The 26,434-nt window shown below is 36.3% G+C and carries 27 protein-coding genes; 17 read left to right on the top strand and 10 right to left on the bottom strand.

Annotation, left to right across the window (positions count from 1 at the left end; translation table 11 throughout):
* The first annotated feature begins 9 nt into the window (after positions 1–9).
* On the top strand, positions 10–465 hold the full coding sequence (gene psiE / locus KVT27_RS16710) for a phosphate-starvation-inducible protein PsiE (protein ID WP_036121763.1): 456 nt from the start codon (positions 10–12) through the stop codon (positions 463–465).
* A gap of 15 nt (positions 466–480) precedes the next feature.
* On the opposite strand, the gene KVT27_RS16715 is transcribed toward psiE, so the two are convergent.
* A complete protein-coding gene (locus KVT27_RS16715; protein ID WP_235318541.1) occupies positions 481–1,776 on the bottom strand; it encodes a GNAT family N-acetyltransferase in 1,296 nt (431 codons plus the stop codon).
* Between the two features lie 80 nt (positions 1,777–1,856).
* Between KVT27_RS16715 and KVT27_RS16720 the strand changes: the two genes are divergently transcribed.
* Together KVT27_RS16720 and KVT27_RS16725 are read left to right on the top strand one after the other, a co-directional pair.
* Positions 1,857–2,900 carry an HAAS signaling domain-containing protein gene (locus KVT27_RS16720; RefSeq protein ID WP_217581638.1) on the top strand — a complete coding sequence of 348 codons (1,044 nt, stop codon included), beginning with the start codon at positions 1,857–1,859 and terminating at the stop codon, positions 2,898–2,900.
* A 126-nt stretch (positions 2,901–3,026) separates the two neighbouring features.
* Positions 3,027–4,172, top strand: coding sequence for a SpoIIE family protein phosphatase (locus tag KVT27_RS16725; RefSeq protein ID WP_208704943.1), 1,146 nt, complete (start codon positions 3,027–3,029; stop codon positions 4,170–4,172).
* 46 nt (positions 4,173–4,218) lie between these two features.
* Here the strand turns inward: KVT27_RS16725 and KVT27_RS16730 are convergent, their stop codons facing one another.
* The gene (locus KVT27_RS16730) at positions 4,219–5,073 is read right to left on the bottom strand and encodes a CheR family methyltransferase (protein WP_036121773.1); all 855 of its coding nucleotides are present in this window, start codon (positions 5,071–5,073) and stop codon (positions 4,219–4,221) included.
* Positions 5,074–5,075: 2 nt separating this feature from the next.
* A complete protein-coding gene (locus KVT27_RS16735; RefSeq protein ID WP_217581639.1) occupies positions 5,076–7,823 on the bottom strand; it encodes an ATP-binding protein in 2,748 nt (915 codons plus the stop codon).
* Positions 7,824–7,993: 170 nt separating this feature from the next.
* On the opposite strand from KVT27_RS16735, the gene KVT27_RS16740 reads away from it, so the two are divergent.
* The 8 genes from KVT27_RS16740 to KVT27_RS16775 all read left to right on the top strand — a co-directional run bounded on the left by KVT27_RS16740 (position 7,994) and on the right by KVT27_RS16775 (position 13,340).
* Positions 7,994–9,184, top strand: coding sequence for a M14 family metallopeptidase (locus KVT27_RS16740; protein ID WP_217581640.1), 1,191 nt, complete (start codon positions 7,994–7,996; stop codon positions 9,182–9,184).
* A 151-nt stretch (positions 9,185–9,335) separates the two neighbouring features.
* The gene (locus KVT27_RS16745) at positions 9,336–9,665 is read left to right on the top strand and encodes a PadR family transcriptional regulator (RefSeq protein ID WP_008177869.1); all 330 of its coding nucleotides are present in this window, start codon (positions 9,336–9,338) and stop codon (positions 9,663–9,665) included.
* The gene (locus tag KVT27_RS16750; protein ID WP_008177870.1) at positions 9,662–10,069 is read left to right on the top strand and encodes a permease prefix domain 1-containing protein; all 408 of its coding nucleotides are present in this window, start codon (positions 9,662–9,664) and stop codon (positions 10,067–10,069) included. Before KVT27_RS16745 ends, KVT27_RS16750 begins: the two co-directional genes overlap by 4 nt.
* Positions 10,070–10,071: 2 nt before the next feature.
* Positions 10,072–10,728: a hypothetical protein gene (locus tag KVT27_RS16755; RefSeq protein ID WP_036147862.1), complete on the top strand. Its 657-nt coding sequence runs from the start codon at positions 10,072–10,074 to the stop codon at positions 10,726–10,728.
* Positions 10,729–10,740: 12 nt separating this feature from the next.
* Entirely contained in the window at positions 10,741–11,772 is a 1,032-nt protein-coding gene (locus tag KVT27_RS16760; protein ID WP_217581641.1) for an alpha/beta hydrolase, read from the top strand.
* A 92-nt stretch (positions 11,773–11,864) separates the two neighbouring features.
* Positions 11,865–12,272, top strand: a complete 408-nt coding sequence (locus tag KVT27_RS16765; RefSeq protein WP_036121788.1) for a MarR family transcriptional regulator — start codon at positions 11,865–11,867, stop codon at positions 12,270–12,272.
* Positions 12,273–12,402: 130 nt separating this feature from the next.
* Positions 12,403–13,062 (top strand): hypothetical protein, encoded by a 660-nt coding sequence (locus KVT27_RS16770; RefSeq protein ID WP_036147860.1) that lies wholly within the window; start codon positions 12,403–12,405, stop codon positions 13,060–13,062.
* On the top strand, positions 13,059–13,340 hold the full coding sequence (locus KVT27_RS16775; RefSeq protein ID WP_036121794.1) for a hypothetical protein: 282 nt from the start codon (positions 13,059–13,061) through the stop codon (positions 13,338–13,340). The genes KVT27_RS16770 and KVT27_RS16775 overlap by 4 nt, the downstream gene beginning before the upstream one ends.
* 111 nt (positions 13,341–13,451) lie before the next feature.
* Here the strand turns inward: KVT27_RS16775 and KVT27_RS16780 are convergent, their stop codons facing one another.
* The 4 genes from KVT27_RS16780 to KVT27_RS16795 all read right to left on the bottom strand — a co-directional run bounded on the left by KVT27_RS16780 (position 13,452) and on the right by KVT27_RS16795 (position 17,669).
* The gene (locus KVT27_RS16780; RefSeq protein WP_217581642.1) at positions 13,452–14,528 is read right to left on the bottom strand and encodes an ankyrin repeat domain-containing protein; all 1,077 of its coding nucleotides are present in this window, start codon (positions 14,526–14,528) and stop codon (positions 13,452–13,454) included.
* A 199-nt stretch (positions 14,529–14,727) separates the two neighbouring features.
* A complete protein-coding gene (gene mqo / locus KVT27_RS16785) occupies positions 14,728–16,209 on the bottom strand; it encodes a malate dehydrogenase (quinone) (protein WP_036121800.1) in 1,482 nt (493 codons plus the stop codon).
* A gap of 377 nt (positions 16,210–16,586) precedes the next feature.
* On the bottom strand, positions 16,587–16,937 hold the full coding sequence (locus KVT27_RS26735; RefSeq protein WP_254636177.1) for a hypothetical protein: 351 nt from the start codon (positions 16,935–16,937) through the stop codon (positions 16,587–16,589).
* A gap of 582 nt (positions 16,938–17,519) precedes the next feature.
* On the bottom strand, positions 17,520–17,669 hold the full coding sequence (locus KVT27_RS16795) for a hypothetical protein (protein WP_225316072.1): 150 nt from the start codon (positions 17,667–17,669) through the stop codon (positions 17,520–17,522).
* A 151-nt stretch (positions 17,670–17,820) separates the two neighbouring features.
* On the opposite strand from KVT27_RS16795, the gene KVT27_RS16800 reads away from it, so the two are divergent.
* On the top strand, positions 17,821–18,312 hold the full coding sequence (locus tag KVT27_RS16800; protein ID WP_036147858.1) for a hypothetical protein: 492 nt from the start codon (positions 17,821–17,823) through the stop codon (positions 18,310–18,312).
* Positions 18,313–18,367: 55 nt separating this feature from the next.
* Here KVT27_RS16800 and KVT27_RS16805 read toward each other — a convergent pair whose 3' ends face one another.
* Together KVT27_RS16805 and KVT27_RS16810 are read right to left on the bottom strand one after the other, a co-directional pair.
* Positions 18,368–18,646 (bottom strand): hypothetical protein, encoded by a 279-nt coding sequence (locus KVT27_RS16805; protein WP_025115736.1) that lies wholly within the window; start codon positions 18,644–18,646, stop codon positions 18,368–18,370.
* Between the two features lie 176 nt (positions 18,647–18,822).
* Positions 18,823–19,032, bottom strand: a complete 210-nt coding sequence (locus KVT27_RS16810) for a hypothetical protein (RefSeq protein ID WP_254636178.1) — start codon at positions 19,030–19,032, stop codon at positions 18,823–18,825.
* Positions 19,033–19,277: 245 nt separating this feature from the next.
* Here KVT27_RS16810 and KVT27_RS16815 point away from each other — a divergent pair, with 245 nt between their 5' ends.
* Genes KVT27_RS16815 through gnd form a run of 4 tightly spaced genes read left to right on the top strand, consistent with a single transcriptional unit; the run spans position 19,278 to position 24,333 of the window.
* A complete protein-coding gene (locus KVT27_RS16815) occupies positions 19,278–20,009 on the top strand; it encodes a GntR family transcriptional regulator (RefSeq protein WP_036121809.1) in 732 nt (243 codons plus the stop codon).
* Positions 20,002–21,543 (top strand): gluconokinase, encoded by a 1,542-nt coding sequence (gene gntK, locus KVT27_RS16820; RefSeq protein WP_217581644.1) that lies wholly within the window; start codon positions 20,002–20,004, stop codon positions 21,541–21,543. Before KVT27_RS16815 ends, gntK begins: the two co-directional genes overlap by 8 nt.
* A gap of 15 nt (positions 21,544–21,558) precedes the next feature.
* Positions 21,559–22,905: a GntP family permease gene (locus tag KVT27_RS16825; protein ID WP_036121815.1), complete on the top strand. Its 1,347-nt coding sequence runs from the start codon at positions 21,559–21,561 to the stop codon at positions 22,903–22,905.
* A 27-nt stretch (positions 22,906–22,932) separates the two neighbouring features.
* Entirely contained in the window at positions 22,933–24,333 is a 1,401-nt protein-coding gene (gene gnd / locus KVT27_RS16830) for a decarboxylating NADP(+)-dependent phosphogluconate dehydrogenase (protein ID WP_217581645.1), read from the top strand.
* 27 nt (positions 24,334–24,360) lie between these two features.
* On the opposite strand, the gene KVT27_RS16835 is transcribed toward gnd, so the two are convergent.
* Positions 24,361–25,932, bottom strand: a complete 1,572-nt coding sequence (locus KVT27_RS16835) for a histidine kinase N-terminal 7TM domain-containing diguanylate cyclase (RefSeq protein WP_217581646.1) — start codon at positions 25,930–25,932, stop codon at positions 24,361–24,363.
* A gap of 112 nt (positions 25,933–26,044) precedes the next feature.
* Here KVT27_RS16835 and KVT27_RS16840 point away from each other — a divergent pair, with 112 nt between their 5' ends.
* Positions 26,045–26,374: a BRCT domain-containing protein gene (locus KVT27_RS16840; RefSeq protein WP_150906460.1), complete on the top strand. Its 330-nt coding sequence runs from the start codon at positions 26,045–26,047 to the stop codon at positions 26,372–26,374.
* The last annotated feature ends 60 nt before the right edge of the window (positions 26,375–26,434 follow it).

Consider the following 26,434-nt stretch of genomic DNA (forward strand, 5'->3'; position numbering starts at 1 on the left):
AGGAGTTATATGAATCATAAAAATTCAACCTATATACAGCTCATTAAAGCTGTACCAAAGTCTTTGCAACTTTTTCTGAATGTTTGCCTAGTCCTCTTAGCACTCATACTAGCGTTTTTACTCTTTAAGGAGCTAATAGAATTTCTTAAAATATTGCTCTTCTCTAAGGAAGGTGGCGATTACAAGCTATTCCTTGCCAACATCCTTATATTTTTCTTGTACTTTGAGTTCATTACGATGATTATTAAATATTTTAAAGAGAATTATCATTTTCCGCTTCGATACTTTATATATATAGGTATCACAGCTATGATTCGATTAATTATCGTTGAGCACGATCATCCTCTTAATACGTTAATTTATTCAGTTATTATTCTCATACTCATTATTAGTTACTTTATTATTAATATTACACCACTTGAAAGACCGACACGATCATCTCTATTTATGAAAAAGGAACATTAGCCTAGCGCAACTATTCTAAAACGCCGTCGTACATTTTGGTTTTTCAAATACAAAGAAAAATTGCTGTAAAGCCTGTAGGTATTGCTCCTGACTGATTTTTATTTGCTGCAACATATACAGTTCTTGGACCGTTATGACTCCCATTACCAGTGAGGAAAGCTCAGCCACATCTACAACTACTTCCACATCATAGTGACCACTTTCAATAATGTTCATCGTGCCTTCAACCACTTCGATAATGAGTTGCTGATTATTTTCAGCAAGTAATGAGTCCGAAACTGTTAATTTAAATGTCAGTGTTACACCATTAAAATGGTGTGTCGTTAACTCTTCAAAAAAACCCTTTACATTAATAATGCGGTACATCAGTCCAACCCCCGACACGGCATTTTCATGGTAAACACTAGGAATTAAATGATTTGTACCATTTCTGACATCGCCTAAAAAGAAATGAACATTGTCTTCTTGTGTATTCCACTCAATGCGGTTTACTTGATCTGCCTGACTGTTTAAAAATGTACTCAGCTCTAACAAGGCCTGAGGTGTCTCATATACCCATTCTTTAATGACTAAATTATTCAACATAAAATTACTCTCACCTTGCTTTTCAAATGAAAAAACGATATAGCCTTGTACGGTATCATCCTCTTCCATCGCAATCACATAGTTTTCGTCGTTCTTAAAAATAAAGGAAAGCTCTGATTTTGTTTTGAAAAACATTCCATGCTTTTGAGACGCTACCCTGTTATAACAATCTGTTAGCTGCTGTTGATCTCGTACTGTTAAATATTTAAGGTGCTTCTTCGTTGGGCCTTTAGGAAAGCTTAAGGGCTCTACTAAATATTGATACATTCTCGGTCCATATCCAAACCCCATTTTCTTATAAAAATCTGGCCTAAACGGATACAAAGCGACAAAGTGAATATCCTTTGCTAAAAAAAATTGAAAGAATTGATGGATTAACTCCTTCGCAACTTTTTCCTTTTTATGTAGTAAATCAACTGCAACAAGCCCTACTCCGCCAATCGGTATCATTTTAGAGAAAAGGTTCATTTGAAAATCATGTAATCGCATGCCGCCAATTAGTTTGTCATCTTCCCAAAGTCCAAAATAATTTAGGGATTCATCATGATTCTGATTATCCATAAAAAGATTTTTTAACTGCTCTTTTGTTGTCTGAGCTCCGTTCATTCTTCCAGGGTAGGCTCCTACAACAATACTCGCAAAAGTTAAAAAATCTTGCTCTTTTACTAATCTCTCTACCACTCTCATTGTTTCCCCTCCATTTTCAAAGTAGGATATGTCGTTCATATTCATTTTCCACCCATAATAACATATATTACCACGTCATATAAATGAACAATGAACATGATTAAAGGAGGAATAAAGAAATGACTTTAATTGATGCGTATATCGATGAAGTATCTAAAAGACTACATAAAAATAAACGTGAAAACATAAAGCTTGAGCTAAAAGCTACTATTGAAGATATGTTGCCAGAGCCATATTCAGAAGCAGATATAATGGAAGTGCTAAAAAAGCTTGGGAGCCCTGCAAAAGTTGCAGCAAGCTATCAAGATACGCCACGTTATTTAATTGGTCCAAACGTGTTTGAACCATACACTAGAACCATTAAACTCGTTTTTCCTTGGGCAATTTTTATAACAATCATAGTTCAAGTAATTCAGAGAATTTTCCTCTATTCAGGAGAAGAAGCCTTGCTCTCCACTATCATTTCAGCATTTTCCATGACGATTGTTGCCATTATTTCTGTATTATTTCATGTTTTGTTTTGGATCACCATTTTTTTCATCGTCATCGAACGCTCTAATGCGGATAAAATTCAATTTTTGCCTTTCCTGAATGACACCAAGGAATGGACACCTGAAAGTTTAAAAATGAAAACCATTCCTAAAGACAAACTCATTACTTTAGGTGATATAATTTTTAGCTTTGTAGGGGTTATTATTTTTACCTTTGTTTATTGGAATGCCAATCGTCTTTTAGGTATTTATACAACAAATGGGAATGGTAGCTTAAAGTTCGTTATGCCAATCTTTAATCAAAATATTTTACAATCCTATTCTCTCTTCTTTATGCTCTGTGTCATTCTTAGTCTTGCTTTAACACTTTTAAAATGGCGTACGGGGCAATGGACCATGACGATTGCTATCATCAATGCATTGCTTCAAAGTACAGGAACTATTGTATTTATTGTCATCGTTGTTCATCAAGATTTTATCCATAGTGCCTCCATTCCGTACATTGCCGCAATCGTAGAAAGCAACACAGCAAAGGTCTCCTCTATCATAGATAAGATCCTACTTGCCAGTATGATCATTGCTGTTTTAGCCAATGCATTTGATATATATCAAGGATTTAGAAAAGCTAAAATACCAGCCTCGAAAAGTGATAAATTGAAAATTTATGAATGAAAGCTCTTCTTTCAAATCGCGAAAATACCTTTCTCCTCTAATGTTTTGTATAATAATAAAGTTGGAAGTAATTTATATACACGAATAATAATCTGCACAATTCAATTAGAGTAAGGGGAAATAACTATGACCATTCTTCTAGTAGATGACAATCAAGTCAATTTATTTGTCATTGAAAAAATACTGAAAAATGCAGGTTATGAGCACTGTGTTTCTCTTTCATCTGCTAATGAGCTATTTGATTATTTACAATTAAATGAACCAAATCCAACTGGAAGCTCAGTTGATTTAATTTTATTGGACATTATGATGCCTGAAGTAGATGGTATAGAGGCCTGCAAACGTATTAAGCAAATTGAAAGATTAAGAGATATTCAAATCATCTTTGTTACAGCGCTTGAAGATAAAAACAAACTCGCAGAAGCATTAGATATCGGGGGCGTAGATTATATTACAAAACCGATTAATAAAACGGAATTGCTCGCTAGAATACGAGTTGCCCTACGTTTAAAAGCTGAATTAGATTGGCACACTCAACATGAAAAAAAAATACAATACGAATTGGATTTAGCTACTCATGTGCAAAGAAGCCTGCTTAGTCCACCGTTAAATGAAAACGATATTCGTCTAGAAGTCTCATACCTACCATCCTCTAACTTGGCAGGTGATATGTACTATTGGCATAAAATAGATGATCATCGTTACGCTATTATTTTATTGGACATGATGGGCCATGGTATATCTGCAGCGCTAGTTTGTATGTTTATCTCCTCCGTTTTAAGAGAGGCTGTTAAACAATTAAACGACCCTGAACTTGTTATTAAAGAGCTGAATCGTTATATGACCCTCTTGCAAGATGGCAAGGATGAAAATCTTTATTATTTCACAGCGATTTATTTAGTGATTGATACGAAACAAAAAACAATCGAATACATAAACGCTGGTCATCCTGCGGGGTACGCATTAATTGATGAAGAAACTTGTGTTCCATTAAACCAAGGTAGCTGTGCAGTCGGCTTTTTCGATGAAATTAATGTCAAAAAACAATATATACAATACGAAAAAAATGTACAAATTGTTTTGTTTACAGATGGTGTCTTAGAGGCAATGGGACCTTGTGAAATAGAATCCGAAAAGCATTTGCAAACGCTAACATCCTCTAAATGGGACTATGCTCAACCTCTCATCGACAACCTATTACCTAAGGACAAACAAAACAATCAACCGGATGATATGTGTGTCTTACTGATCCAAGCCCGTGCTGCTGATTAAATAAAAAGGAAGAGGCTACCTCCATCAAAAGGTAGCCTCTTTCTCTTTACTCTATTTTTTGATAAATTCTTTCATTCCCAACAACTTCCCGATAATTCGAAATAACCTCTTCAAAGCGCAATGTTTCCTTATCGCCTAAACATAAAAACCCATTGTCGCTTAGGCTTTCATAAAACAAATGATGGACCTGACTTTGCAGCTGAGGTGAAAAATAAATAAGGACATTTCTACATAAGACAACATGAAATTCATTAAATGATTGATCTGTCACTAGGTTATGCTGGGCAAAAATAATATTCTTCAATAATGTTGGATGGAAATAAGCATATTGATAATCCGTCTTATAGTATTCCGAAAAAGCATGGGCTCCCCCTGCAAGCATATAGTTTTTCGTATATGCCTGCATTTTATGAATAGGAAAGACCCCCTTCTTCGCCTTCTCTAATACTTGCTCATTCATATCTGTTGCATAGATGACAGCCTTGTCTATAAGCCCTTCCTCTTGAAGCAAGATAGCCATAGAGTAAACTTCCTCACCAGTTGCGCAGCCAGCGTGCCAAATCCGGATTTCTTGGTAATCTCGTAAGGCAGGGATCACTTTTTCACGAAATGCCTTAAAAAAACTTGGGTTGCGGAACATTTCCGTGACATTGATTGAAAAATCATTTAACAGCTGCTCTAAAAATTCCTGATCATGAATAACCTTTTCCTGAACACGAGAAATGGTTGGAATGCTATTTATTCTCATTCTATTAAAAATTCGACGTGAAATGGAAGAACGGTTATATTGTCGAAAATCATACCCTGATAAACGATAAATAGCCTCTAATAACAAATCAATTTCTAAATTTGTTTGCTTATTCAATTGTATATTTTGCTCCAATGGCTCAAAATGTTCCATCTTTATAAACTCCCTTTAGAAACTAACCATACTCTTAAAACGGATATTAATTGATCTAAATTTAATGGTTTACTAATATAATCAGATGCACCAGCTTGCAATGATTTATCACGGTCATTCTTCATAGCCTTCGCCGTCAGAGCGATAATCGGTAGATCTGTCCGCTTCATTTGTTGGCGAATAATAGTCATCGCTTCATAACCATCCATATTTGGCATCATAATATCCATAAGCACTAAATCAATCTCATGATGAGCTTGCAAAACCTCTAAACATTCCAGTCCATCTTTAGCCACTAAAATGTTCATACCCCTTGTTTCAAGGGCCGTTTTTAAGGCATAAATATTACGGTTATCATCGTCGACGATTAAAATATTTTTCCCTTGAAAAACCTCTACCTCATGTTTTAAAGCTTCCCTATTATCCTGCGCCGGCTCTTCTCTAGGTGCCTCTTCCTCCATTGTCACAGCTACCTCATTTAAAGCAGCAAGCTTATCGCAATGATCTTCTTCAACTCCATTTGGTAAGCTTGGAATCGTTAACGTAAAGCTACTACCTTGTCCCTCTTCACTTTGCAGTGTAATCCAACCACCGAGTAGTTTCGCAAACTCTTTACAAATTGAAAGACCCAGTCCCGTTCCACCATATTTTCGAACAGTAGCCCCATCTGCTTGCTGGAATGACTCAAAGATCAATTGATGCTTGTCTTTTGGAATTCCTATACCGGTATCTGAAACAGTAATTTCTAACCAATCAGCGCTAATATCTTGCATATTGCTTGTAAGCTGGCTCTGTGCAAGCTGATTAACCGCTAAAGTTACAGATCCATGTTCCGTAAACTTAAAGGCATTTGATAATAAGTTCTTTACTATTTGCTGGAATCTCTTTTCATCTGTATAGAATACATCGACAACATTATCTGCCTTTGAAATATGGAAATCTATATTTTTCTTCCTTGCGACAGGTGCAAAAGTATGCTCAATTTGAACAGGTACTTCGCTCACATTTACTTCATTAAAAATGATATCTAGCTTCCCTGCCTCCACTTTTGATAAATCTAAAATATCATTAATCAATGCAAGCAAATCCTCACCTGATGAATGGATTACCTTCGCAAATTCAGCTTCCTCATCTGTTAAGTGGTCTTGGTTATTTTCTGCGAGCATCTCTGACAAAATTAAAATGCTATTTAAAGGGGTTCTAAGTTCATGTGACATATTCGCTAAAAACTCCGATTTATAATTAGAATTAAGTATTAGCTGTTCTGCACTTTCCTCTAATTCCTGCTTCGCCTTCTCTAGCTCGCGTGATTTGGACTCTGCCTCTTTCGTTCGCTCTTCAAGCTGCTCGTTAATCATCGTCAGCTCTTCTGTCTGCATTTGTAATTCCTCAGATTGTGTTTGAAGTTCTTCTGATTGAACTTGTAACTCCTCAGTCATTGCTCTTGATTCATTCAATAATCGAACAATTTCCATACGCCCTAATACACCGTTGACGGTTAAGCCAAAGGTTTCAGTAACCTGCTTCACTAGCTCCTGCTGTAATGCATTAAATTTAGTCATTGTAGCCAACTCAACAACGGCTATGACTTCATTTTCAAAAATAACAGGAATCAATAAAATATGCTGTGGTCTTATTTCACCTAGCCCTGTTCTAATTAAACGATAATCTTGCGGAATATTATCATAAAATAACACTCTTTTTTCTAATGCACATTGACCAATTAAACCTTGTCCTACCTTAAAGCTCTCCATACCGACACGATCATCTCCGTCAGCAAAAGCAGCCTTTTTCATAAATAGTACTTGTTCCTCTGCCTCTTCCCGAACATAGAATGCTCCAAGAGATGCCTCTGTTTTCTGTGCCATTTCTGATAGGAAAGTTTCAGCCAATTTCGTAATAGCTGAAATACCTTGATATTTTGTTACGATATCAGCAATATTCGTTTGTAACCATTCTCTCTTCTCGACCGATTCCAATAATAAATTGGTCGCATCGGCGAGCTCATTAATTTCATCATTTGTCTTAACATGTATTCTTCTTTTGAAATCGCCCTTCGTAGCAGCCATTTCCTGAATTGTTTGTGTGACCTCTGTTATAGTTTTTACAATAGAACGAGAAATTCCACTTGCTATGACAATAGCAATTACAGAAACAAAAATTAAAATCCCAAATAGACCACTAGTTAATTGACTATTTTGTTTGTCTAACTGAGCAGCCTTTGCTTGTGTGTAAGTATTTTCAGTTGCACGGAATGCATCGAATAATTTGCGCATCTTCTCCATGTCTTGGCGTCCATTATCCACTTTAAAAAATTCCGTTAATGCTTTTGTATTCCCGTCCTTTTTATATTGAATAGTTGGCCCACCCGTTGTTTCAATCCAATGCTCGATCGTTTCCTCTATCTCTTTTAATTTTTCCTGCTGGGTTGGTTTGTCTTTCATTTGCTGATACAGATCATTAAAATCTATTTTCCAGTTTTCCGCTCCATTATCATACGGCTCCAGATAACTAGGTTCACCCGTAATAATAAACGCTCGCTGACTTGATTCCATATCCAATATATATTTTTCAATATCATTGGTTAATGTTTTCACATTAGAGTCGTACTTAATAATAAAATTCCTTTCCTTTTGCAAAGAAGTAATTTGATTATTTAGGATGATCACTGACGCAAGTAAGCAAAGAATAATGATGATATAACCTAATGTAATCTTGGAGCGTATACCCAATTTAAATTTATTTAACATTTGGTTTTCCTACCTTTACCTTTCTTGAACTCTATTTTTGTTATAAATGTGACTAGAATATTAACTTAAACTTTCCTATAAAGAAATTTTACAGCCTGCGCATTAATAAGTCTTAGTTTCTCACATATACATTTTATATTGAACCATTTTTAACTAAGGAGAGAATGCATGTGGACATATTCGTAAGGCCAGGAGATTCCCTTTGGCAGTTCAGTGAAGTGTTTAAAATACCTCTTCCACTCATTTTAGATTCCAATCCCAATATAAACCCTCAATTTTTAAGAGTCGGGCAACGCGTTCGTATTCCTGGATTTGTGACCATTGACTATCAAGTAAAACAAGGGGATTCTCTTTGGCAAATTGCACAAAGGTATAATCTCACACTTGTTGCCTTATTACTCGTAAACCCGGGTGTTAATCCAAGTCAATTACAAATTGGTCAGATGATTCACATACCTCAACGCATAACATGGCGCTTAATTGATGGTAAGCAAAATTATACGTACAACATCATGATGAATGATATTCAAAGGCTCGTTAACGCCTATCCATTTCTTCGCAATTCTATCATTGGTAGCTCTGTGTTAGGTAAGGAATTACCCGAGCTATTAATTGGTCATGGAGCTAAACGTGTTCACTATAATGGCTCCTTCCATGCAAATGAATGGATTACTACACCTATTATTCTAACATTTTTAAATGACTATTTGCTTGCTCTCACGAACCAAAATAATATGAATGGACTTTCTTTATTCCCTCTTTATCAGCAAACGACCCTATCCGTAGTACCAATGGTGAATCCTGATGGCGTCAATTTAGTCATACAAGGCCCCCCAAATGAAGAATCATTAAAAAATCAACTCATCTCATGGAATAATGGTAGCTCTGATTTTTCTGGCTGGAAAGCAAACATCCATGGTGTTGATTTAAATGACCAGTTTCCTGCAGAATGGGAATTAGAAAGCGCCCGTAACCCGAAAACTCCTGGGCCTAGAGATTATGGCGGCGAAAGACCTTTGTCTGAGCCAGAGGCTATAGCGATGGCAGATTTGACCAAGCAGCGTGATTTTGCTAGAGTACTAGCCTTTCATACACAGGGCCGTGTTATTTATTGGGGCTTTGAAAATCTTGAACCACCTGAATCAGAGGTGCTTGTGAATGAGTTTAGTCGAGTGAGTGGCTATGAACCCATACAATCTGCTGGGAGCTATGCAGGCTATAAAGATTGGTTTATCCAAGATTGGCGTAGGCCAGGTTTTACCGTTGAATTAGGAAGTGGCACAAACCCTCTACCGATAAGTCAATTTGATGATATTTATGAGGAAGCTAAGGGAATTTTTCTTGCAGGATTATATATGTAGAGCACTATGATCGATTACTCCATTCGCTAAGCAGCGAATGGAGTTCTTTTTTCGTGCTCTAAAAAAAAGAAAATAAATTACTTTGACAGGCAGAGTAATGTTTGCTAATATTACTCTGACAGATAGAGCAATAAAATGAAGTAGGTGACTTATGGTTCGCAGTGATATTATCCGAGGACACTTGGATTCGATTATTTTACGGCTCATTTCAGAAAAAGACCGCTATGGCTATGAAATTTCTCAGGAAATAAGTCTCCGTACAAATAATCGATTTCAGATTAAAGAAGCAACTTTGTATGCTGTTTTTCAACGTCTTGAGAAAAAAGAAATTATTGAAGCCTATTATGGAGATGTTTCACATGGTGGCAAAAGAAAGTATTACCGCATTACCTCATTAGGAAAGGCGTATTTAAATGAGTTAGTGAAAGAATGGTCGGAAGTAAAAGAAATTATTGATTTATTTATGGAGGGCGTCGAATGAAGAGAATAAAAAACCATATTGATGAGCTGTTTAAGGATATTCCTCACAACAATGAAACGGAAATGGTTAAACAAGAAATTATTGAAAATCTTGAAGAGAAAGTATTTTATTTGATGGATCAAGGAAAGGAACAAGAGGATGCCATCAATAAAGCAATTGTAGAGTTTGGAGACATAGAAGATTTAAAAAAGGAACTGGGCGTTAAGGTGCCAGCTAAGAAAAATATGGCTAAATTAAATTTAGAATTCTCACTTTGGGGTAGTGGCTTAATTATTGCATTCTTTATATTTATTAATCTTTATTACACACCACAAACAATTTGGGCAATCTATCCAATATTCGCCATTCTTTGGTGGCCATTGTCTATGTACTTTGTATGGTCTCGTAAGAGATGGGGTGAATAAATATGAAGAATTTTATTAACTTCTCACTAGCTGGAAGCATCATGACAATGATTTTTTTAGGTATCGTCAATTTCACGACATCGCCCCAAACAATGTGGTTTGTCTATCCTTGCTTACTGCTATTGCTTTGGCCAATTACGATCATCTGTATGTATAAAAGAATGTATAAACAATACTCAATTATTTGTAGTACGATGATTATCGCGTTTCTTATTATAGAAAACTATATTTACACACCAGATCATCTATGGTTCATTTACGCCATTTACCCTATTCTCTGGTGGCCAATTCTGATGTACTTAGATGAAAAAGCAAAAACGCTAAAAATCGCACTGATCGGCTGTGCTTCTACGATTATTTATTATGCTTTAGTAAACATCATTTTATCACCTCAATACCCTTGGGCAATCTATCCTGCATTTTTAGTTATGTGGTGGCCCCTAGCTTTATACCATGCTCAACGAAAAACATTTGTAGCTTTTTCCGTCACTGCTACATTATTAATAAGTATCTTTTTTATCATCGTCAATATTGTTTCTTCCCCAGGAGTTATATGGGCATTCTACCCTATTTTTGTTACCCTTTGGTGGCCTCTGAGTATGTATTTTTATGTGTATAAAAGAAGAATGTATCAAGGGACATTCGAGAAACGCATGTAAGAAAGGAATACGATGAAGACATATAGTCATTTTATTAAATATTTTGTTATAGTCATTGTACTTTTACTCGTATTGATGCTTCTCTTCCCAACGTGGACTTCCTCCATAAAAGGCTCTAACAGCATTAGCGTTTTAGAGCAAGTCGAAATAAATGGCACTGGTCATGAAATGATGATCCGTGGTCATGACAAAGAAAACCCTGTCATTATTTTTGTTCATGGCGGACCTGGTTGCTCTGAAATACCCTATGCAGAAAAATATCAAGATTTACTAGAAACTGAGTTTACTGTGGTCCATTATGATCAGCGAGCTAGTGGGAAGTCCTATCATTTTTTCGAGGACTATTCTAATCTCTCTTCAGATTTGCTTGTGGAGGATTTATTAGCACTGACAGATTATATAGCCAAACGACTAGACAAAGAAAAAGTCATCTTAATTGGTCATTCCTATGGCACATATATTGCTACACAAGCAGCCGCTAACGCCCCTGAAAAATATGAAGCTTATATTGGGATAGGACAAATGAGCAATACAATCGAAAGTGAGATCGATAGTTTAAATTTCACTATCCATCAGGCGCAACTGCAAGGTAACAAAGAAGATGTTTTACATTTACAACAGTTAGCAGATGAAATTAAGACTGGTGCAAAGTTTACACCTCGAAATTACGTTAATAAATATGGTGGTGCTACTCAATTAATAGCTAATCCTGATGGTAATATGCTAGGGATGCTGTTCAGCAAAGAATATAATTTATTAGATATTATCCGTTATAACTATGGCTTATCCTTGTCTCAAGGAGCTTTATTAAAAGAGGTCATGCAGCACCCCCTACCAGCAAAGGTCCCAAAACTTGATTTACCCTTCTATTTTTTAATGGGCAACTATGATTATCAAACATCCTCACAAGCAGCCAAAAATTACTTCGACCAAATTAGCGCAGAGAAAAAAGAATTTATAGCTTACGAGCAATCTGCACACTATCCACAATTCGAAGAAAAGGAAAAATTCTTTGAATGGATGCACGCAACTTTTAAACAATAAATGCTTATTTCTTTAGAGGTATTGTATTCTTGGAAAGATATATTCACTTGCTATATAATTCAATTATTAAATATTTTAACGGACGTGATTATATGGCTGACAGTCTACTTAATGTAGAAATCATTATGAAAGAAATGCTAGAAATACAACAAAAATCGAAAATGTTTGTAGACCTTTTATCTGAAGGAGAAGCGTTATCGCAAAACCAACTCATCCTACTTCTACAACTTAAAATAAATAACGGTATGAAAGCGACAGAAATTGCAGATTTCTTTAGTGTGACACCTGGAGCTGTTACCTCTATGTGCGATAAACTGGAAAAACTAGCGCTCATACAACGGATAAGAGAAAATAATGATCGTCGTGTGGTCAAAATGGTTTTAACAAGTACTGGTGATGAAAAGGTCCAAGAAATCTTTTTAAAATTTTCCCAAGACAAACTAATAGACATGGCCACTATTTTAAGCGAAGTAAACAAGCTCATGAATAAAATTTTTTAGGATTTCAATAAACTTGAAATCCTTTTTTTATTGGTTGGTTCTTGACAAATGGAAGTTGCATATAATTTAATTAATATATATTTTAATAATTAAAATATATATTAATTAAATTATAATGAGGTGACTTTTTATGTTTCAAAACCTTCGTACCCTTACACTAACAAATGGTCGTATTAAAAATCTGGATGCTGATTACGAGCAATTAAGTATCCGAGGAGCTGTAGCCATCCAACAAGAAATCCGTCTAAAAAAGGTATCTACTCATGGCCATAGTTCCTTTTATTTCCCTGTTATCGTCCAATCCTTTACTAGTACAGGCTCTTGTACTTTAAAGGATTATTGCGAAATGGAAGAGCTAATGAATGCGGGTAACATAAAAATACGTAGTGGTCATATTCAAAAGATTAATAGCTCTGGAAAATTGGTAGCTGAAGAGAAATTACAGTGCGAGAAGCTCGATGCTATTGGAATTGTAAAAGCTGCAGAAATAATAGCTGAGCATTTTCACTTAAAATTGTCAGGAGAGAGTGAAATTCACCTGTTATCCGCGGAACATATTTTGGTGGAAAAGGATAGGGTCACACTACTTTCATTTTTGAAGAAAACATTAAGTTGCCATACTATTAGAGGCAAACACTTGAAACTAGCCTATACCAAGGCAAAAATAGTGGAAGGTGAAGTTGTAACAGTTGGAGAAAATTGTCATATCGAAACACTGTACTATTCAGATGACTATACGATTGCTTCCAACGCAAAGGTGGAGCACATTATACGGAGGGAAAAAGAGTGATATTGCTAAAATGGCTACAAGTTTTTTTGGGCTCATTAGCACTAGTTGTATTATCCGTATTGTACGCTGGCTTATTGTTAAGTGGTATTCTTTCCCTATTAGCTGGCTTTTTAAGAACATTTGGATTTCATCAAATTAAGATGAACGTTTGGTATGGTGTAGAATTACCTATTATATTAAGCATCCCTCTAGCATTGCTAGTAGCCATACTGCTGTTCTTTTGTGCAAGGTATGTCAAACATTCTATAGCTTTTTGCTTCTCGAAGATCAAAAATTAAAATGGAAGAGCGTTAAAGGAACAACACCTTAACGCTCTTCTACTACCTTATTTTTTTATGACCTGACCACCTAGCATGAAATAGGAAACGCACGACTAAAATTTTACTGTCTTATGAGAGTTCCCCTTCAAGAAATTGCATGAGATACATTTCCGGCCTAGCACGGAAATCTGAAAAACTACTTAAATCTGCATATACCTCATGCTCCAAATCGTAACAACCTACCTGTCCCTTTGGGTTCCATACTAATTGCAAATCAGAGTACTGATCGATAGTAGCTGAAATACGGAGCAGTTTTTGACCGTCAACCTTCATCTCAATTGTTTCCGTCAGTTTGAAAAAATCGATGTATTGAATATCATAATTATTGACTGCAAGCTTAAGCTGTAGTTGATCACCTATCAGAAAATTGAGCAGCTCACTCGGTAATTTATATTTTTTTAATTCATTTTTTTTATTTTCTATATGATGAAGCTCAGCAGGTTCTAAAGCCTTCAAATATTGAGCTATCTCTATATTTTTTATACTTACTGCAATGTTGTACGCTCTTTCTCCATCCTTCTCTGTTAATGAAATATCTGCCCCCCGCTCGACTAAATACCTCACCATAGCTATATGACCCATACGTGTCGCAATCGTTAATGGTGTAGGCTCATACGGATAAACCATATCAGGCTTTTGATAATTAATATCTACCCCTTGATCAAGTAAATAGGTAACCATATTTTTGTCATAATTTGATACAGCCTGACGTAATACTGCCCCACCATATTGTTTTATATCAAGCCCAAGTTCATGAATGAGCGGGATATTTTTTTTATTACCATAGTATGCCTGCGAGTAGGCACCAGATCCAACGCGATTATGTCCATCTAATTTTGCCCCATGTGAAACGATATAGCGGATTATATTCTCCTTACAATATCGAACAGCTCTTAAAAAAGAAGGATTTTGATCAACATTCAAATTAACATGATAGTCGATTAATAGCTTTACAACATCTAACTTTTGAGCAATCAATGCTAGATCTAAGGGACTTAATGATATGTGCTTACTTAAAACAATATCTTCCTCAATATCCCAGCCATTCACTTTTGCAACTTGTAATGCAGCTATATCACTAGTATAAATATGCATGGCAATTTCGGGCATTTCCTGAAATGTTCCAATATCTTTTAATTTAATCATCTAACGCTTGGCTCCCTCCCTATGTTTATAAAAAGTATAGAAAATAACATCCTATTAAACAACGGGGCATAATACTTACTTACAATTTAATACCAATCAATAAAATTTATATTAAAAATTTCCCAGGAAAAGAGGACCATAAAAAAGCTCCTAATCGCAAATGGATTAAGAGCTTTTTAAACATCTATATAATTGATTTTTATTTCAAACGAAGTGCTTCATCTGTTGTTGCATTAATTTCTTTCAGAAGCTCTGGGTGTTCTGCTAATGATAAACCGTAAGAAGGAATCATTTCTTTAATTTTTGCTTCCCACTCTTTAATATGTTGAGGGAAACATTTATTAATAACTTCTAGCATTACATGTACAGCTGTAGAAGCACCTGGTGAAGCTCCAAGTAAAGCAGCAATTGATCCATCGCCTGCACTTACAACCTCTGTACCAAATTGAAGTGTTCCTTTACCGCCTGCTTCAGTGTCTTTAATAACTTGTACACGTTGACCCGCTACGATAATATCCCAATCATCACTCTTTGCATTTGGAATGAATTCACGTAATTCTTCCATACGTTGCTCTTTTGAAAGCATAAGTTGTTGGATTAGATATTTTGTTAATCCCATTTCTTTAACGCCTGCCGCTAATAAAGTTGTAATATTATGCGGTTTTACAGAGGCAAATAAATCCATGTTTGAACCTGTTTTTAAGAATTTCGGTGAGAAACCTGCAAATGGTCCAAATAGTAACGACTTCTTATTATCAATATAACGTGTATCTAGATGCGGAACTGACATTGGTGGAGCACCCACTTTTGCTTTTCCGTATACTTTTGCATGATGCTGTTCAGATACTTCTTGGTTATTACATGCTAGGAATAAACCGCTAATTGGGAATCCACCAATATGTTTACCTTCAGGAATACCTGATTTTTGTAGTAATTCTAGGCTTCCCCCACCAGCTCCAAGGAAGACAAATTTTGCTGAATGATATTCCATTTTACAGCCGTCTAAATCATGCACACGTACTTCCCATGAACCATCACTAGCTTGTTTTAAACTTTCAACACTATGATTGTAGTTAACATCCACGTCATTTGCTTTTAAGTGGTCAATTAACATACGTGTTAAAGCACCAAAGTTAACATCTGTACCCGTGTCAATTTTTGTTGCAGCAATGTCTTCACCATCAGGACGATCTTCCATAATAAGTGGAATCCATTTTTTTAGTGTTTCAGGGTCATTTGAAAATTCCATTCCTTCAAATAAAGGATTTTGGATCATTGTCTCATGACGTTTTTTAAGAAACTCAACATTTTCTTTCCCTTGCACTAAACTCATATGTGGTAAAGGCATAATGAAGTCTTGTGGATTATTGATCAGCTTATTGTTTACAAGATAAGACCAAAATTGTCTTGAAACCTGGAACTGTTCATTAACATTAATCGCTTTTTTGATATCGATTGATCCGTCTTTTTTCTCTGAAGTGTAGTTCAGCTCACATAGTGCAGCATGTCCAGTCCCCGCATTGTTCAATTCGTGAGAACTTTCTTCGCCTGCTTTCTCAAGCTTCTCAAACACTGTAATTTTCCAATCTGGTGCTAATTCTTTGAGTATTGTTCCCAAAGTTGCACTCATGATTCCGGCACCAATTAAGATAACATCTGATTTTATTTGTCTGTTACTCATTTTTACCTTCCTTATATGTTAAGATTTGCAGAAAGGATGTAAGCACTCCTGCTTTAGAAGTACTGTAAGCCATGGAGCAACCTCGGAGCACACCATTTCTGTATCAATTATTACCTTATTGCAGTTTATCACAATTAGTTCAAGAATAAAATATCAACTATTTATATGAGAGTTATCAGCTTTTTTCGAGCCTTTATCATCATAATTCAAGCAAAAAACTCATTTTTTATTAGACACAAAACTAGGATATTTTAAGTTTTATGGAATAATGGGCCTAAAAATGGTTGACATTTTCATAAAAAATATATTCTCTTTTATTATTATATTTGTATAGTAACATAAAAATTGACACGCGTCTCATATCAGAATGAGGCAGATTAACCTTCTATTGGGCTTTTTACATGCCAGCCATCTATACAAAAACCACCCATTTGTTTTAACACATAACTAACCAATGCCTCCAATGATCCCAACATCATCTGTTCAGTATTGCTCTCTTTCATTGCATGCAGAAACATTTGTTTAAAGTGCTCATCAGGAAAGGCTGACTTCATATACTTTTGCAGGTAGATAGGATCTACAAGATAAGCATAGATTTGATAAGTAGGAATCGTATTCACATTTAAAAACAGTCCATACTTCATAAACAAAGTCGCTAATGCATGATGATAAACAAAGATAAAGTCTCCTCGCTTTTGCTCATAACAGTCTTTTGTATTATCTAACATATCCCACAATCCATATTTTTTTAATTCTAGAACCGTTTTATTAATGGTTTCATAATTTTTCTCTTGCCATGCATATGCCTCTTATTTTAATTCATTTATTATTCCAGTATAATCAAATAAAATTTACCCTGTTTGAAATTGTACCATGGACATTGTCCTATGTTTATTAAAATCATCTTGGAAATATCGCCGAATTTGACCTGGTGGATTAGCAAAATATTCAATCAAAAAGCCATCAACTATTTGATTACCTCTTTCTCGCCATTTCACATCATTTGATAAAATAATATGTACATCTATATCAGATCGTTCGGAAGGATGTCCTGTAACGTAACTCCCACACCTAACGCGCCAACTACTTCATCTCTACCCTGCCAATCTTTCAAAAATGTTTCGAGTGCTTTTCTCCAATTTTCCAACGTCATCCATTTCCCCTCTTTATTATGTATTTCCTTTATAAAACCAAGGAATCCCCTGACAATTGCTTTTGAATGATTGCTGCGACTTCCTATAAATAACGAATGTATTAAATAAAATCCTTCGAGACTGTATTTCTTGAAGGATTTTGATATGGAGCCACTATTAAAATAGATCAGATAAAAAACTTTGCATGGATGTTGGCAATAATTGATAGAATAATCCTTCATATTTGATATCGAGTATACCCGCAATGATCATTACCACAACTACTACTGCTAAAAAGACTTTCTTATGTTTAGAAATCCACTTCAATAGATTCCACTCCTCTAACTTTATAGTAAACATATTTAAGTATAGATGAGGATCATACAAAATAGTAATACCTATTTATGTCTGTCACCTTAGTCTGCAATGCTACATAAATTAAATGAAGGAACAAGAATGATTTTAGAAGGGAATGGCTATGGTAAATTTTAAATCTTTTCGTGGCGTCATTACACAAATTAGTGATTTTCCAGTGGGGCAAAATGGAGACAGGGATGGATGTTATAAAATGATGAGTGTGGAAGATGGTGTAGGCGGAGTCGTCAACTTTGTCATTTCTCCTTCTACTTATTTTGTGAATCAAGAAGTGGTTACGGCTGGTGAGTGGGTCACTGGGTATTATGATGGGGATGCACCTGTACCTATGATTTATCCACCACAATATCGTGCATTAATTGTAGTAAAAGAAAGTAACTTCCAAAACGTAAAGGTAGATTTTTTTAATCAACAATTGGTGAGTAGCGATGGGCAATTACAATTAAACCTGTCCCCTTCAACCGTTATGTCACTTAAAAATGGGCAACCTTTTACCAAAAGCCCTGCTAATCGAAACCTGATTGTTATATATGGTCCTACTACTAGAAGTATACCTGCCCAAACTACCCCATATGAGATTATCGTTTGGTGTTAAGAAAAAGTTTGAACGGCTTAAGTCCATCCACTTGGACATAAGCCGTTTTTGTTTGTTACTGTCCAGACATATTTTCTTTCATTTCATGTAGTTGCTGCTTGATTTGCTCTAGATACTCTTTATTTTGCTGCACTGTATCCAAATGCTCACCATATTGCTCTGCATTGAGACGTGCATTTTCTGCATGCTTGATTTGATCAAAGGCATGCTCGATAGCTATTTCCTCAGGGTGTGATTTCGCATGCTTTAACATACGATCCGCCTTTTGCACCGAGTTACTAAATAATGTACTTGGATGATCCTGTTTCCAACTTGTATCTGAGTGTTTTGCCAATCTACTCTCTTCCCTTCCTTAAAAAGTTTTCATTGTTCAAATGTAGTATTATGAAATGCTCAGAAAATATGTATGGAAAGTATATTAAATAACACAATATTTCCCAGGCTATAAGTGAAGAACTAAGGTGTCTACCCTAGTTCTTCTCGTTGTGTTGAATAGTTGTCAAATATAAACTAGTGCCACGCAGTACGTTCACTGACTGGTTGTTTGATACCTGTTTTCCCTTTAGTTTCAGCAAAGTTATTAACCTGTGCTGAAGATATATCAAGTTCAAATTCAGAACCAAACTCTTCCTGGAGCTTTTGTCGAGGTTGGTTTGTTATGCTTGCACTTCTCGTTTCATTTGCTTTAGCATCTTTACGATTTGTATTCATATTTGACATAACCATCCTCCACTAATTATTTGAGAAGCTTTTAAACATTCATGCATTTTAAAACTTCTCACTGTAAAGTTTGTCCATGTAAAAAGAAAGCATGTACAATAAATTTTTTATTTTACGAAGCATTATCGTGAAGGCTCTTCTCTCGACGTCTTATTGTTATTCCTTTTATGTGACTTGCAATCTTATTTTCTTTCTGACTATAATACTTGTATACAAGTATACTGAAAATAAAAAAAGGTGATATTATGAGCGAATCTAATGATTATTTATATCCTCAAAAATGGCTTTCTAAGGCTTCAACTGGCGATCGTGTAGCTTATGAGCTTAGAATGCGTATTATTTCAGGATTAATTGAAAGCGGTACCATTCTTTCTGAAAACAAATTAGCAGCCGATTTTGAGGTAAGTCGTTCACCCATTCGTGAAGCATTAAGGACATTGGCATCTGAGAACATCATTAGACTTGAGAAAATGGGCGCTGTTGTCATTGGTTTGTCAGAGAAGGAAATAGAAGAAATATATGATGTTCGTTTACTGATTGAGACATTTGTGTTTGAGCGCCTCATTAAAATGGATACAACTAACCTAGCGCTGGAACTTAGCAAAACATTAGAAATGATGAAAGTTGCCATAAAATATAATGATGCAGATGAATTTTCTTATCAGGATGTTATGTTCCATGAAGCTATTATTCGCTCCATTGGACATTCCTATATTGGTATGATCTGGAATAATTTAAAGCCAGTAATGGAAGGGTTAATACTACTATCCATGCGCATGCGCTTTATTGAAAAATACGACGATTTCACTCGTATTGTAAACAATCACGAGCTATATATAGATGCTATCCGAGCTAAAGATCGAAAGCTCATGATTAAATCTTTACATGACAATTTTGACGATGTTCAAGGGACTGTGGAGGACCTATGGAAGTCACAGCAAATGCTATCTAAAGGGGTTGAGTCACAGGATGACTAACTATATGTTAGGTGTAGATATAGGGACTACTAGCACAAAAGCTGTATTATTCAGCGAACAAGGCGAAGTTATTCAACAAGAAAATATCGGGTATCCACTATATACACCTGATATTTCGACAGCGGAGCAAAATCCAGAAGAGATTTTTCAGGCAGTACTGCAAGCAATGTCAAATATTATGAAAGTCCATTCGGGCAAACCATTATTGTTTGTATCCTTTAGTAGTGCCATGCATAGTGTAATTGCGATAGACGAAAATGACCGACCGTTAACTCCTGTCATTACTTGGGCGGATAATCGTAGTGAGGCATGGGCACATAAAATTAAAGACGAATGGAACGGGCATGAGATTTATAAAAGAACAGGGACCCCTATTCATCCCATGTCCCCGCTAAGTAAAATTACATGGCTTGTAAAGGAACACCCTGAACTAGCTAGTAAAGCAAAAAAATATATCGGCATTAAAGAATATATTTTTAAAAAGTTCTTCAATGAATATGTCGTGGATTATTCATTAGCCTCCTCTATGGGGATGATGAATCTTCATACTTTAGATTGGGATGAAGAGGCCTTAACGGTGGCTGGAATTACAAGTGCACAATTATCAACACTCGTACCAACAACTAAATATTTCACCAACTGTCACCCAATTTTGGCTGAGCAAATCGGCATTGATCCTCAAACACCTTTTGTGATCGGTGCAAGTGATGGTGTACTTTCAAATTTAGGAGTTAACGCCATTAAGGAAGGCGAAATTGCCGTTACAATTGGGACAAGTGGTGCCATTCGTACGATTATTAATAAACCCAAAACAGATGTAAAAGGAAGAATTTTTTGTTATGCATTAACAGAAAACCATTGGGTTATTGGTGGTCCCGTAAACAATGGTGGTATGGTTCTTCGTTGGATTCGTGATGAGTTTGCCACTTCTGAGATTGAAACAGCTAAAAGATTAGGCATTGATCCGTACGACGTGTTAACAAAAATTGCCGAGCGTGTAAGACCCGGTGCTGATGGATTACTCTTTCATCCCTACTTATCAGGGGAGCGCGCTCCTTTATGGAATCCAGATGTACGTGGTTCATTTTTTGGTTTAACCATGTCCCATAAAAAAGAGCATATGATACGAGCTGCTCTTGAAGGGGTTATCTACAATTTATATACCGTATACCTAGCCTTACTTGAATGTATGGAAAGTCCCGTTACACGTATTCAAGCAACAGGTGGTTTTTCACGATCAGAGATTTGGCGGCAAATGATGGCTGATATTTTTGAATCAGAGGTAGTAGTACCTGAAAGCTATGAAAGTTCCTGCCTTGGTGCTTGTATTTTAGGCTTATATGCAATCGGCAAAATTGATTCATTTGAAGTGGTTGGGGATATGATTGGTGACACTTATAAACATACACCTTTAGAAGAGGCAGCTAAAGAATATAGACAGCTACTTCCTATTTTCATTCGTTTATCAAGGGTATTAGCAGACGATTATGCATCTATTGCTCAATATCAGAGGAGCTTAATAAAGCCTGACTAAAAAGGAGGAAAATATATGCCTTTAGTTATTGTAGGTATTGGTATTATTGCACTGTTGATTTTAATAATGGTCTTTAAATTAAATACGTTTATCTCTTTAATCATCGTTTCATTTGGTGTGGCTTTAGTTCTTGGAATACCTGTAGATAGTATTGTAAAAACGATTGAAGCAGGATTAGGTGGTACACTAGGTCACTTGGCATTAATATTTGGACTTGGCGCAATGCTAGGTAAATTAATAGCCGATTCAGGGGGCGCACAGCGCATTGCTATGACCCTTGTGAACAAATTTGGAGAAAAAAATATCCAGTGGGCCGTGGTGGCGGCATCCTTTATTATCGGAATTGCCCTTTTCTTTGAGGTAGGACTAGTACTATTAATACCTATTGTTTTCGCTATTTCGAGACAATTGAAGGTTTCTATTTTGTATCTAGGTATTCCGATGACAGCCGCTTTATCGGTAACACATGGATTTTTACCCCCACATCCAGGCCCTACGGTGATTGCAGGTGAATATGGGGCAAATATCGGCGAAGTATTGCTTTATGGTTTTATTATCGCCGTTCCAACTGTGATTCTAGCTGGGCCATTATTTACAAAGGTAGCTAAAAGATTAGTGCCTGAATCATTCAATAAAACTGGAAATATTGCCTCTTTAGGAGAGCAAAAAACCTTTGAGTTGGAGGATACTCCTAGCTTTGGCATCAGTGTTTTCACTGCATTGTTACCTGTTATTTTAATGTCCATCGCTACTATAATTACACTGCTACAAAAAACAATAGGCTTCGAAGATAACAGCTTATTAGCCGGAATCCGCTTCATTGGAGAGGCTGGTACTGCCATGTTAATTTCCTTATTAGTAGCCGTTTATACGATGGGTATAGCAAGAAAAATTCCAATTAAGCAAGTAATGGAATCATGTACAACAGCTATCTCGCATATTGGCATGATGCTGTTGATTATTGGTGGTGGCGGTGCCTTCAAACAAGTATTAATCGATGGCGGCGTTGGTGATTATGTAGCTGAGCTATTCCATGGAACTACCTTATCACCCATTCTATTAGCATGGATCATTGCTGCTATTTTACGTATTTCATTGGGATCAGCTACTGTTGCCGCTTTAACAACAGCTGGGCTAGTAATCCCTATGTTAGGCCAACATGATGTGAACCTTGCATTGGTGGTTCTTGCGACAGGTGCGGGAAGCTTAATTGCTTCACATGTTAATGATGCTGGATTTTGGATGTTTAAAGAATATTTCGGATTAAGTATGAAAGAAACGTTTGCTACATGGACGTTGCTGGAAACCATTGTATCTGTAGCTGGTTTAGGATTTATTTTATTACTTAGTTTATTTGTTTAAAAAATAGACAAGAAGGAGCGAGCATAAATGTTAAATACAATAGGCGTTATTGGTTTAGGTGTTATGGGCAGTAATATCGCCTTAAACATGGCTAACAAGGGCGAGCAAGTAGCCGTTTATAACTATACACGCGATCTAACGGACAAACTTCTACAAAAGGTCGAAGGACAAGCGCTTACTCCTTACTATGAAATAGAAGATTTTGTGCAATCTTTAGAAAAACCAAGAAAGATCTTTTTAATGGTGACTGCTGGTAAAGCCATTGATTCAGTCATTGATTCCTTAGTGCCGTTCCTTGAAACAGGCGATGTCATTATGGACGGCGGTAACTCTCACTATCAAGATACCGAGCGTAGACATGATGGACTGATGGCTCGAGGCATCGGCTATTTAGGCATTGGCATTTCAGGTGGTGAGGTTGGAGCTTTGACAGGTCCTTCAATCATGCCTGGTGGCGATCGTGAGGTCTACGAAAAAGCGGCCCCTATTCTTACAAAAATAGCAGCGCAATTTAAGGGCACTTCATGCTGCACGTATATGGGGCCTAAAGGTGCAGGCCATTTTGTCAAAATGGTCCACAATGGTATCGAGTACGCTGATATGCAGCTTATTGCCGAGGCCTATACATTTTTAAGAAATAATGTTGGATTGTCTGTTGAGGAGATCGCTGAAATCTTTGAAACATGGAATCAAGGAGAATTAAAAAGCTATTTAATTGAAATTACTGCTGAAATTTTACGAAAAAAAGATGATGTCACAGGCTTACCTCTGATCGATATGATTCTTGATAAAGCTGGTCAAAAAGGAACTGGCAAATGGACAAGTATGCAATCCATCGATAATGGCATTCCAACTTCGATTATTACGGAGGCTTTATTCGCTCGCTATATTTCATCATTAAAAGACGAACGAGTTCGTGCAGAAGTAGTATTAGCAGGTCCAAGCAGTACTCAGCCAAATCTCGATAAAGATATGTGGGTAGAATATGTCAGACAAGCCCTCTATATGGGGAAAATCTGTGCCTATGCACAAGGCTTTACACAATATAAAATGACTTCAGAGCTCTATAATTGGAACTTACCATTAAAGGATATTGCGCTCATTTTCCGTAGTGGATGCATTATACGTGCAGAGTTTTTAAATGTTATAAGCGATGCTTATGAAAAACAGCCTACACTCGCTAACCTATTAATCGATCCTTACTTTGCAGAAAAAACAAAGGACTATCAAAGTGGATTGAGAAAAATTGTGTGCGAAGGTATACAGGCAGGGAATGCATTCCCATGCTTAAGTGCATCGCTCACATATTATGATAGCTATCGAACTGGTTCATCTAATGCTAATTTGCTACAGGCACAGCGAGATTATTTTGGTGCTCATACGTATGAACGAACTGATTTAGCAGGTGTTTTTCACACAGATTGGTAAGTAAAAAGCTAAAATATACATCATTGTTCAATGATTGTATATTTTAGCTTTTTCATTATCTCTATACACATGTACTCGATTACGTCCTGCTTGTTTTGCTGAGTACAGTGCTTTATCTGCTTTGTTCAAGAGTTGATATAAGGTCTCTTCCCCATTTGTCCCTTCAGCTACCCCACAGCTAATCGTAGTCGTAATGATTCCCTCTGTAGTCTTAAGCGGTTGTAGCTCTATACTGTGACAAAGCTTATTTGCTAAATCTTCTCCCTCTACTAATGTGTATCCACGTAACGCAAGAACAAATTCTTCACCGCCATATCTTGCAAAAAGTTCACCATGTTTTAATTCATCCTGACAAGCCTTGACGACATGAACTAGTACTTGATCACCCACTGCATGACCATACGTATCGTTGACATGTTTAAAATGATCAATATCCATTAGCACCACTGTAAATGAGGATGACGTCCCTTTCGCCTCAACGTATGCTTGATTACATTGTTGAAAAAATGCACGGCGATTATAAATTTGTGTAAGCTCATCATAATAGGCCTGTTTTTCCAACATTTTTTGGAGATTTTTTACCTCCGTCATATCGGTGAAAATTAGTAATAGTCCACTACCATGATTCACATGCTGTAGTGCTGAAATACGCACTTGATACGTACGATCAGTAAGATCCAGCTCAAATTCCTGCGTCTTCACCACGCTCTCCCATGTAAAGGGAATTGACTGCCCCGTTACCTCAAGCCATACCTTCGCAAAGTCCATGCCGAACATCGATCTCGTTAAGGATGGGATCATCTTATTACAGGCTTGATTAAATTCTATTAATCGAAAACTTTCATCTAATACGATAACGCCATCATTGATACTATGAAAGATAGCATCCTTAGCGACCGGCATTACTCTAAACAAGCGCGAGGAATGAATAGACCATAAATATAACAGGGAGGAAGCCCATAAAACCATTGGAACTGGATCAATTCCTTGTGGTGTTAAACCCAGCAAATAGACAAATGCTGTTATAATGGGAATCAACTGCCCACACATTAACGCAATTAATTGTGGTCGATAAGATTTAGCTGTTTCCTTCCAATGGGTCAGCACTAATAAAAATGCTACCAGCATGCTGGAAAATGTGAAGATGCCATGAATGATATACCATAAACCAATTTCCTGATGAATATAAGGAGCCCCTAAGACAGGGTCAATTTCAAATACTCGATAATGTAAATGATGGATATCATTCGTAGCAACCAACACTATACTAATAGCAGGAATAACAAGAATTCCAATGATTTTTTTCTTTGATAATTGAAAGCCCAAATACTGCATGATAAACAATAAGCCTAAGGGTGCAGAAGTTGCCATGCCGACATATAAAATAGTTGTCCAAATCTTTATAGCCTCAAGCGATGTAACTATAATGCAAAACGCAGAAGCAAAACAATACACTGTTATTAAAGCTGTATAACCAATAAACAATTGAGCAATTTTTGTATAATTAAAACGTTGTAGAAAGACATATAAACATAAATACAAATTTAGTACACCTGATGTACAGCAAAGAGTAATAAAAGCGGTCAATTGCGAATTCATGTCTATGTACCTCTTTAAATTTTTATTTTTAATGTAGCATACATGCAAAACTTTGTGGATGTATTTATCACAACTAGCAGGCAAAAAATCGAAGGAGTTTCAGGAGGGCAATATGACGAATAAAGACAGCCTAGACATCACCTTTTCAGATCCAACCGAAAGCCTTCCCCACCCCTTTTATCAAAAGCAAATTGTGTTTACAGGCGCTCTTGCCACAATGACTCGTTCAGAAGCAGCCAAACAAGTAAAGGCTTGTGGTGGATTTTTACAAGGCGCCGTCACACAACAAACGGACTTTGTCATCCTTGGAGACAAACGTCGTGGCATCAGTACTAAACAACGCAAAGCTGAGCAACTAATGAACTATGGTGAGGATATTCAAATACTTATAGAGGACGATTTTTTATGGCTTATTTCGATACCAACGGAAGCTGAAGGATAAGGGTATATACGAGGTTATCGACAAATATAAAAGGCTAAATCCTAATTGATTTAGCCTTTT

It is taken from the genome of Lysinibacillus sp. GbtcB16, assembly GCF_019091145.1.
GTDB classification, from domain to species: domain Bacteria; phylum Bacillota; class Bacilli; order Bacillales_A; family Planococcaceae; genus Lysinibacillus; species Lysinibacillus fusiformis.